This window comes from Massilia sp. P2_C2 (assembly GCF_056404615.1).
In genome coordinates this window covers 1-8034 of record NZ_JBFUDR010000290.1, presented here as the reverse complement: position 1 = coordinate 8034, position 8034 = coordinate 1, and the positions used below count along the sequence as shown (strand labels likewise).

General features: G+C 70.3%; 9 protein-coding genes. 7 read left to right on the top strand and 2 right to left on the bottom strand.

All coding sequences use genetic code 11. The annotated features are described in order from the left end of the window. The 3 genes from AC1DYX_RS24885 to AC1DYX_RS24875 all read left to right on the top strand — a co-directional run. The coding region (locus AC1DYX_RS24885) for a PEP-CTERM sorting domain-containing protein (protein WP_477263862.1) at window positions 1-221 on the top strand (221 nt) is incomplete at its 5' end. A gap of 162 nt (window positions 222-383) precedes the next feature. Beyond that, window positions 384-1658, top strand: coding sequence for a DEAD/DEAH box helicase (locus AC1DYX_RS24880; protein ID WP_477263860.1), 1275 nt, complete (start codon window positions 384-386; stop codon window positions 1656-1658). 89 nt (window positions 1659-1747) lie between these two features. After that, window positions 1748-1981 (top strand): hypothetical protein, encoded by a 234-nt coding sequence (locus AC1DYX_RS24875; protein ID WP_477263858.1) that lies wholly within the window; start codon window positions 1748-1750, stop codon window positions 1979-1981. Between the two features lie 32 nt (window positions 1982-2013). On the opposite strand, the gene AC1DYX_RS24870 is transcribed toward AC1DYX_RS24875, so the two are convergent. Further along, on the bottom strand, window positions 2014-4704 hold the full coding sequence (locus AC1DYX_RS24870; protein ID WP_477263856.1) for a bifunctional acetate--CoA ligase family protein/GNAT family N-acetyltransferase: 2691 nt from the start codon (window positions 4702-4704) through the stop codon (window positions 2014-2016). 90 nt (window positions 4705-4794) lie between these two features. On the opposite strand from AC1DYX_RS24870, the gene AC1DYX_RS24865 reads away from it, so the two are divergent. Next, complete coding sequence (locus AC1DYX_RS24865; protein WP_477263854.1) at window positions 4795-5742, top strand: cation diffusion facilitator family transporter; 948 nt, start codon at window positions 4795-4797, stop codon at window positions 5740-5742. Between the two features lie 16 nt (window positions 5743-5758). Here AC1DYX_RS24865 and AC1DYX_RS24860 read toward each other — a convergent pair whose 3' ends face one another. Continuing rightward, the gene (locus AC1DYX_RS24860) at window positions 5759-6160 is read right to left on the bottom strand and encodes a hypothetical protein (RefSeq protein WP_477263852.1); all 402 of its coding nucleotides are present in this window, start codon (window positions 6158-6160) and stop codon (window positions 5759-5761) included. Between the two features lie 122 nt (window positions 6161-6282). On the opposite strand from AC1DYX_RS24860, the gene AC1DYX_RS24855 reads away from it, so the two are divergent. The 3 genes from AC1DYX_RS24855 to AC1DYX_RS24845 all read left to right on the top strand — a co-directional run. Further along, complete coding sequence (locus AC1DYX_RS24855) at window positions 6283-6651, top strand: hypothetical protein (protein ID WP_477263850.1); 369 nt, start codon at window positions 6283-6285, stop codon at window positions 6649-6651. A gap of 87 nt (window positions 6652-6738) precedes the next feature. After that, entirely contained in the window at window positions 6739-7317 is a 579-nt protein-coding gene (locus AC1DYX_RS24850) for a hypothetical protein (RefSeq protein ID WP_477263848.1), read from the top strand. Then, window positions 7317-8034: TolC family protein (locus AC1DYX_RS24845; RefSeq protein WP_477263846.1), on the top strand; the 718-nt coding region annotated here is incomplete at its 3' end. The genes AC1DYX_RS24850 and AC1DYX_RS24845, both read left to right, overlap by 1 nt.

Genomic DNA, 8034 nt, shown 5'->3' with positions numbered 1-8034 from the left:
GCCCAGACCTGACCCAGTGCGTCGTCGGCGGCGGCATCCAGTTCGCGGCGGGAAGCACCGAGGCAACACCGGAAACCGTGCGGATTGGCGCGTTCGAGCGTGAGGGCGGCGGCGGCGGCGGCGGCGGTGGCGGCGAGGTGCCGGAACCGGCCTCGCTCGCGCTGCTGGGTGCGGGTGCGATGGCACTGGGCGCGCTGCGTCGGCGTAACGCAAAGAAGTAGAGAAACAAGAAGTAGAAGAAGGCGCCAGGCAGGTGTCCGCCCGGGGTTGCCGGGCGGCGCCTGCCTGACGGGGGACAGATGCGTCGGGCGCTCATCGGGGGATTGTGCGCCCCGTTCCCGCTACAGGTTACACTGTCGGTTTTTCCAAGCCGCCTCCCTCCCATGTCGTTTGCTTCGCTCGGCCTGATCGACCAGATCACGCGCACCCTCGCCTCGCTGTCCTACCACACCCCCACCGCCGTCCAGGCGCAAGCCATTCCCGCCGTGCTGGCCGGACGCGACGTCATGGCCGCCGCCCAGACCGGCACCGGCAAGACTGCGGGCTTCGCCCTGCCCCTGCTGCAGCGCCTCGTGATGGATGGCGGCCAGGTCGCCAGCAACTCGACGCGCTCCCTCATCCTCGTGCCGACGCGCGAACTGGCCGAGCAGGTGCACGAGAGCCTGCGCGCCTACGGCGCCGGCCTCCCGCTGCGCACGATGGTCGCGTACGGCGGGGTCAGCATCAATCCGCAGATGATGCGGCTGCGCAAGGGCGTCGACGTCCTCGTCGCGACGCCGGGCCGCCTGCTCGACCTGCAGCGCCAGAATGCCGTGCGCTTCAACCAGGTGCAGACCCTCGTGCTGGACGAGGCGGACCGCATGCTCGACCTGGGCTTCGCGCGCGACATCGACAACCTGCTCGCGCTGCTGCCGCAGCGCCGCCAGACGCTGCTCTTCTCCGCCACGTTCTCCGACACGATCCGCGCGCTCGCGGCCAGGCTGCTGCACGATCCGGTCGGCATCGAAGCCACGCCGCGCAACACGACGGTGAAGGCGATCCGCCAGTGGATCGTCCCCGTCGACAAGAAGCGCAAGCCTGACCTGTTCCTGCACCTGCTGAAACAGCACGGCTGGCCGCAAGTGCTTGCCTTCGTGAAGACGCGCAAGGGCGTCGACCAGCTCGTCGACCTGCTGGCCGCGCAAGGCATCGCAGCCGACTCGATCCACGGCGACAAGCCGCAGCCCGCGCGCCTGCGCGCGCTCGACCGCTTCAAGGCCGGCGAGGTTCGCGTGCTGGTGGCGACCGACGTCGCCGCGCGCGGCCTGGACATCGAGGAGCTGCCCGTCGTCGTCAACGTCGACCTGCCCATCGTGGCGGAAGACTACGTGCACCGCACGGGCCGCACGGGCCGCGCGGGCGCGTCGGGCGAAGCCGTGTCGCTCGTGTGCGCCGACGAGGTCCAGCAACTGGCCGCGATCGAGACCTTGACGAAGCAGACCTTGCAGCGCAAGGAAGAAACGGGCTTCGAACCCGAACACCGCGTGCCGCAGACGAATGCGGCCGGGCAGATCGTCAAGAAGCCGAAGAAACCAAAGAAGGCCAAGGGCGGCAAGGACGTCAAGGAGGCGCGTGGCGATGCGCCCGTGGTGCAGGAGGACGTGCGGTTCCGACGCTGACCGGCAACACGCAGCCACGGTTGTGTTAACTGCCACACCGATGACTGGTGGAATGTAGAGTAGACTGCAAATGTCTCAGGAGAAACATAATGCAACCCCGTAGTGAGCGCGAACGGCGCACAGACAGGCTGTCAGCCGATCGTTTTGACTTAGCTGTGCTCACTGCGCGGGCATTCGATCTCAATGCCGCGATTGCCTACTTGAGCCAGGCCGGTGTCAGCAACACCGTGATTGATCGCTTCGCCAAGGATTATCCCGACAGGCTACGCGCTACAGTGATAACCAGTCACGCTCAACGCCGGCGCAGGCGTACCGATTATTGACAGTCTCCGGCGCGACCTGCTGACCTGGCCCTTTACCGCAACGGCAGCCAGAACTTGCGCACGCCCTCGTCCTCGTCCACCGGCCCGACGGTGAACCCGAGCTTCCTGACAAGGCCGATGACGGGCGCGTTCTGCGGCAGCGCCTCGCCGACGATCTCGCGGGTGCCGCGCGCGCGGCAGTAGGCGATCAGCTTGTTCATCAGCATCGCGCCCAGTCCCTTGCCCTTCAGGTCGGAGCGGACCGTCACGGCGAATTCCGCGCTCATGTTGTCGGGGTCCGCGACGACGCGGCCCACGCCCAGCGTTTCCGGATGGCCGTCGGCGCCGGTGCGCGTGGCGATGAAGGCCATTTCGCGGTCGTAGTCGATCTGCGTGAAGCGCGCCAGCTGCGCCGGCTGCAGTTCGCGCACGCGCACGAACATCCGGTAGCGCACGTCGTCCGGCGTCAGCGCGTTGAAGAATGCCACGTGCGCGGGGCCGTCTTCCGGGCGGATCGGGCGCAGCAGGATCGTTTCGTCCTGCCACGCCACCGTCTCTTCCAGTTCGGCCGGGTACGGGCGGATCGCCAGCCGGTCGAGCGCGTGGCCGGCGCGGTCGGGCATGGCGATGCGCATGCGCGCGTCCAGCACGACGGCGTGGTGGCCGTCGGCCAGCAGCGGGTTGATGTCCAGTTCGACGATCTCCGGCACGTCGGCCACGAGGTGCGAGACCTGCACCAGCACGGCGGCGATGGCGTCCAGGTCGGCCGGCGGGTGGTTGCGGTAGCCGGCCAGCTGGCGCGTCACGCGCGTGCGGGTGATCAGGTCGCGCGCCAGCACCATGTTCAGCGGCGGCAGCGCGACCGCGTGGTCGTTCACGGCTTCCACGGCGAGGCCGCCCTGGCCGAACAGGATCACGGGACCGAATACCGGATCGGTGGCGGCCCCCGCGATCAGTTCGTGCGCCTCCGGATTGCGCGCCATCGCCTGCACGATGAATCCGTCCAGGCGCGCGTCCGGCTTCAGTTCGGCCAGGCGCTTGCGCATGCGTTCGGTGGCGGCGCGCACGGCGTCCGCCGTGTCCAGGTCGAGCGTCACGCCGCCCACGTCGGACTTCTGCACGACGTCCGGCGACAGGATCTTGACGGCCACCGGAAAGCCGATCTCCCCGGCCATCGCAACGGCGTCGTCCGGCGTCGCGGCCGCGCGCGTGGGCACGGTCGGGATGCCGTAGGCGTCCAGGATCGCCTTCGTGTCCGGGTCGTTCAGCAGATAGCGGCCGGTGCGCCGTCCCCGTTCCAGCGCGGCCCGCACGAGCACGCGGGCGCGTTCGCGGTCCGGTTCGCGCTCGCCGACGGCGGCCGGGACTTCCATCAGCAGCCGCTGGTTGCGGCGGAAGTGGACGATCTGCAGGAAGGCCTGCACGGCATCCTCCGGCGTGCGGTAGGCCGGCATCCCGGCCTCGTACGCGATCGCGCGCGCCTCGCCCACCGACTGCAGGCCGAGCCAGCACGCGAGCACGTTGCGCGACGATGCCCGCGCCAGCGGCGCCACGGCGCGCGCGACGTCGGCCGGGTCGACGACCGCGTTCGGCGCATGGATCAGGACGACGGCGTTCGCCTGTTCGTCGTGCAGCAGCACGTCGACGACGTCGTGGTAGCGCTCCGGCGGCGCGTCGCCGCGCAGGTTCAGCGGGCCGTCGCCGCGCCATTCCGGCACGAGGTCGCGCAGCTTCGCCACCGTGTCCGCCGACAACTGCGCCTGCTGGCCGCCGCCGTATTGCAGGGCGTCCCCCGCCAGCACGACGGGCCCGGCACCGTTGCCGAGCAGCGCCACCCGCTCGCCGTACACGGGCTTCGCTCGTGCCAGGGTCTCGACGGCGGCGAACAGCTGGTCCGTCGTGAATACGCGCAGCATGCCGGCGCGGCGGATGGCGGCGTCGTACACGTCGTCGGGCCGGGCCAGCACGCCGGACAGGCAGGCGCCGGCCGTCGCCGCCTCCAGCGAGCGACCCGCCTTGAGCATCAGCGTGGGCTTGCTGCGCGCCGCCGCGCGCGCGGCAGACATGAACTTGCGCGCGTAGCGCACGCTCTCCGCATGGATCAGGATGGCGGCCGTGCCGGGGTCACTGGCCAGGTAGTCCAGCACGTCGCCGAAATCGACGTCGGCCGATTCGCCCAGCGAGATGAAGGTGGAAAAGCCGATGTCACGCGCACGCGCCCAGTCCAGCACGCCCGCCATCAGCGCGCCGGATTCGGACACGAACGCGATCCGGCCCGGCGCCGCACCGCCCACGGCGATGCCGGCGTTCAGGCCGAGTCCGGGCGCCAGCAGGCCGGAGCTGTTCGGTCCGAGGATGCGCAGCAGGTAGGGATGCGCCGCATCCAGCATCGCCTGCTTGATGCTGCGGCCGCGCAGGTCGCGCGCCGTCGACACGCCCGCGCTCATCACGATGGCGGCGCGCGTCCCCAGTTCGCCCAGGGCGCGCACGATGCCGGGGATGGTCGCGGGCGGCGTGCAGATGATCGCGAGGTCCGGCGCCTGCGGCAGGCGGGCGACGTCCGGCCACACCGGCTGGCCGTCCAGCGTCTCGTACTTCGGGTTGACGGGGAAGAGCTGCCCCTTGTAGCCGCCTTCGCGCAGATTGTGCAACAGCGTGGCACCGACGCTCCCCGGGCGCTCGGACGCGCCGACGAGGGCCACCGACTTCGGGGCAAACAATTGCCGCAAATTACGTACGCTCATCCAGGCCCTCCCAGCCGTGCAAGCCGCACCTGGCGGATTGGCTACACTTGGTTCGACGGAACCACGATCATATCAAGACAACGACGGGACATGACGGACAACGACACGGAAGACGTACAAGGCGGCGGCGCGCGCAAGGTCATCTACGCCGCGATCGTGGCGAACCTGGGCATCGCGGTCGCCAAGTTCATCGTGGCGGCCATCACCGGCAGCGCCGCGATGCTCGCCGAGGGCATCCATTCGGCCGTCGACACGGGCAATGAATTCCTGCTGCTGATCGGCGAACGCAACAGCGCCAGGCCGGCCGACAAGCGCCATCCTTTCGGCTACGGCAAGGCGCTGTATTTCTGGGCGCTGCTCGTCGCGCTCTCGGTGTTCTCGCTGGGCGGCGGCCTGTCGATCTACCATGGCATCAGCGCCCTGCGCCGCCCGGAGCCGCTGCAGGATCCGCTGTGGAACTACGTCGTGCTGGCGGTCTCGGCGTGCTTCGAGGGCTATAGCTGGAACGTATCGCGGCGCGAACTGAATAAACGGCGCAAGCCGGGCGCGTCGCTGTGGCAGACGGTCCACGCGAGCAAGGACGCCTCCGTGTTCACCGTGTTCATCGAAGATACGGCCGCCCTGTTGGGCCTGGCCATCGCGGCCGTCGGCATCACCCTCGGCCATCTGTTCGACAGCCCGTACTTCGATCCGGCCGCGTCGGTCCTGATCGGCCTGCTGCTCGTGGGCGCCGCGTTCGCGCTCGCGCGCGAGACGGGCGCGCTGCTGGTGGGCGAAGGCATCGGCACCGAGGCCACGCGGCGCGTCTGCGAGATCCTCCACGCCGACCCGGCCATCCAGAGCGTCGGCAAGCTCCTCAGCATGCAGCTCGGACCGGACGACGTGTTGCTGACGGCCGCCGTGCAGTTCCGGCGCGGCATGCGCATCGACGAAGTGGAAGCCGCGATCGAGCGCCTCGAACGGGCCGTGGTGGCGGCCTACCCGGCCATCCAGCACATTTATTTCGAATCCGGCGCGCTGCGCTCGGCGCTGCGCTGACGCGGGCGCGGTTCTGTCAGGTGGCCGTCGACACGGACTCGGCGTCGGCCACCGCCGTGCCCGGCGACGCGGCCGGCAGTGCGCGAAAACGGGCGGAACCCGCGCGGAATTCGCGCAGCAGGCTGTCGACGACGGCGGCCTTGTAGAGCCACATGACCTGGGGATCGGCATCCGCGCGGGCCGCGGCCCGGAGAGCGACGCATTCGGCCAGCCGGGCGAGGTCCACCGCGACGCCGTCGCGGCCCGGATCGAGCGCCGCGCTCGAAAACCGCGGGCGGCAGCKGCGATCGAGCCGGAACGTGCCCTGCACGAAGCGGTCGACCCCGAGGTCGAAGATCACCCTGTCGATGACCTGCATAGCCCGTTCGCGCACATCGCGCTGGCTGTGCATGGCCCGTGCTGCAAGCATGCGCGTCATGAAGCTCATCGTCGACCGAACCCTCCATGGAATTTCTGAATGCTAACACGTGTGACCATTCCTGCATCATCGACGGACGCCTCTGACATCGAAATGCAACACACGCGTGCTAGAATGGCCAGGTGAATACCGTCCTGCGCACCCTGTTCGTCTGGCTGCTGTTGCTGGCCCTGCCCTTCCAGGGCGTGRCCGCGGCACGCATGCTGCCGTCCGCGGGCCTGCCGCAGACCACGGCCTCCGCGCCCACAGCAGCCCCGGCGCAGCACTGCCACGACATGCAGCAAGCCGCCACCGGCGAGCATCCGGACAAGGTCCAGAACAAGCACCACGGGGCCTGCGCCGACTGCTGCATCGCCGTCGCGCCCATCCCCGCGCCGCTGGTGCCGCCGGCTTTCGCGCCGCCCTCCTGGGCGATTCCCTTCCGCGCCGGCCACGTGCCGAGCGTCGACCCGGCCCTGCCGGAACGCCCTCCCCGTCTCCTCGTCGCCTGACGTTCGCGGTCCGCAAGGCCCGCATCGCATCACGCCGCCGGTGCCACCGGCGCGGCGGCGCCATTCACGCATACGAAGGAGGACAACATGTTTCGATTCATTCTGACGGCCACCCTGGCGTGGCTGCTGGCCGGCTGCGCGCAGCCCGGCACGCAAGCGCCCACCGGCGCCGCCGATCCGCAGGCAGCCGTGCCGGCCACCCGCTACCAGCCAACCGTCAATGCCCAGACCGCACCCGCACCGGCCACCAGCCCCGACCAGGGCTGGCGCGACGCCAATGCCACCGTCGGCGGTCGCAATCCGATGCAGCTGACGATGCCCGGCATGGGCAGCGGCAAGACCGCCGCCATGCCGCACGAGCATCATGCCGGCATGGACATGCAAGACATGCAGGGCATGCAGTGCATGGCCGGTGACGCCAAAGGTAARGGCTGCTGCGGCGGCATGAGCGCCGGGCACATGGCCCACGGCGACGGCATGCAGGGCATGCAGTGCATGGCCGGCGGCAGCTGCGCCGGCAAGGACAAGGCGCACGCACATGCGGGCCACGCCAACATGGCGAAAGACGGCGGTTGTTGCTGTGGGCACGACGCCGGGCCGGGCCAGCCCGCAGCGTGCAAGCCGGGCGGCACGTGCGGCTGTTGCAAGCACAAGGAGGCGACGTGATGCCGCTGGCCCGACCGCTCGTTGCCGCCGGCGTGGCGGCCGCGCTGGCCCTGCTGTCGGGCTGCGCATCCGTCACGCCGGACGGCGGCTTCGACGACGTCGCCGCCGCGACGCAAGCCCGTATCGGCGTCGCGCCGCAGCTGGCGCGCGACGCCGACCGTGGCGGGGAACTGCCCGCCGCCCTGCGCGACCTGCCCGTGTTCACGCAGGGCGCGGCGCTCGACATGGACGCGGCCGTGCGCATCGCCCTCGTCAACCATCCGGGGCTGCAGGCCACGTACTGGAACGTCGGCATCGCGCAGGCCGACCTGGCGCAGGCCGCGCGCCCGCGTAATCCGGCGTTCGACTTCAAGCGGCTCGCCGGCGGCGGCGCCCTCGAGATCGAGCGCGGCCTCACGTTCGACCTGCTCGGCATCCTGACCACGCCGTTGGCCGCGCGCATGGAAACACGGCGCTTCGAGCAGGTGCGGCGCGACGTGGGCGCGGCCATCGAGCGCCACGCGCTGGAGACGCGCACCGCCTGGATCGACGCGGTCGCCAGCCGGCAGGCCCTCGACTACGCGCGCCGCGTGCAGACGTCGGCCGCGGCGGGCGCGGAACTGGCCGGCCGCATGGCACAAGCCGGCAACACGAACCAGCTCGACCTGGCGCGCGAACAGGTGTTCCACGCGCAGGCGACGGCCGACGTCGCGCGCGCGGACAGGCGCGCGACGGCCG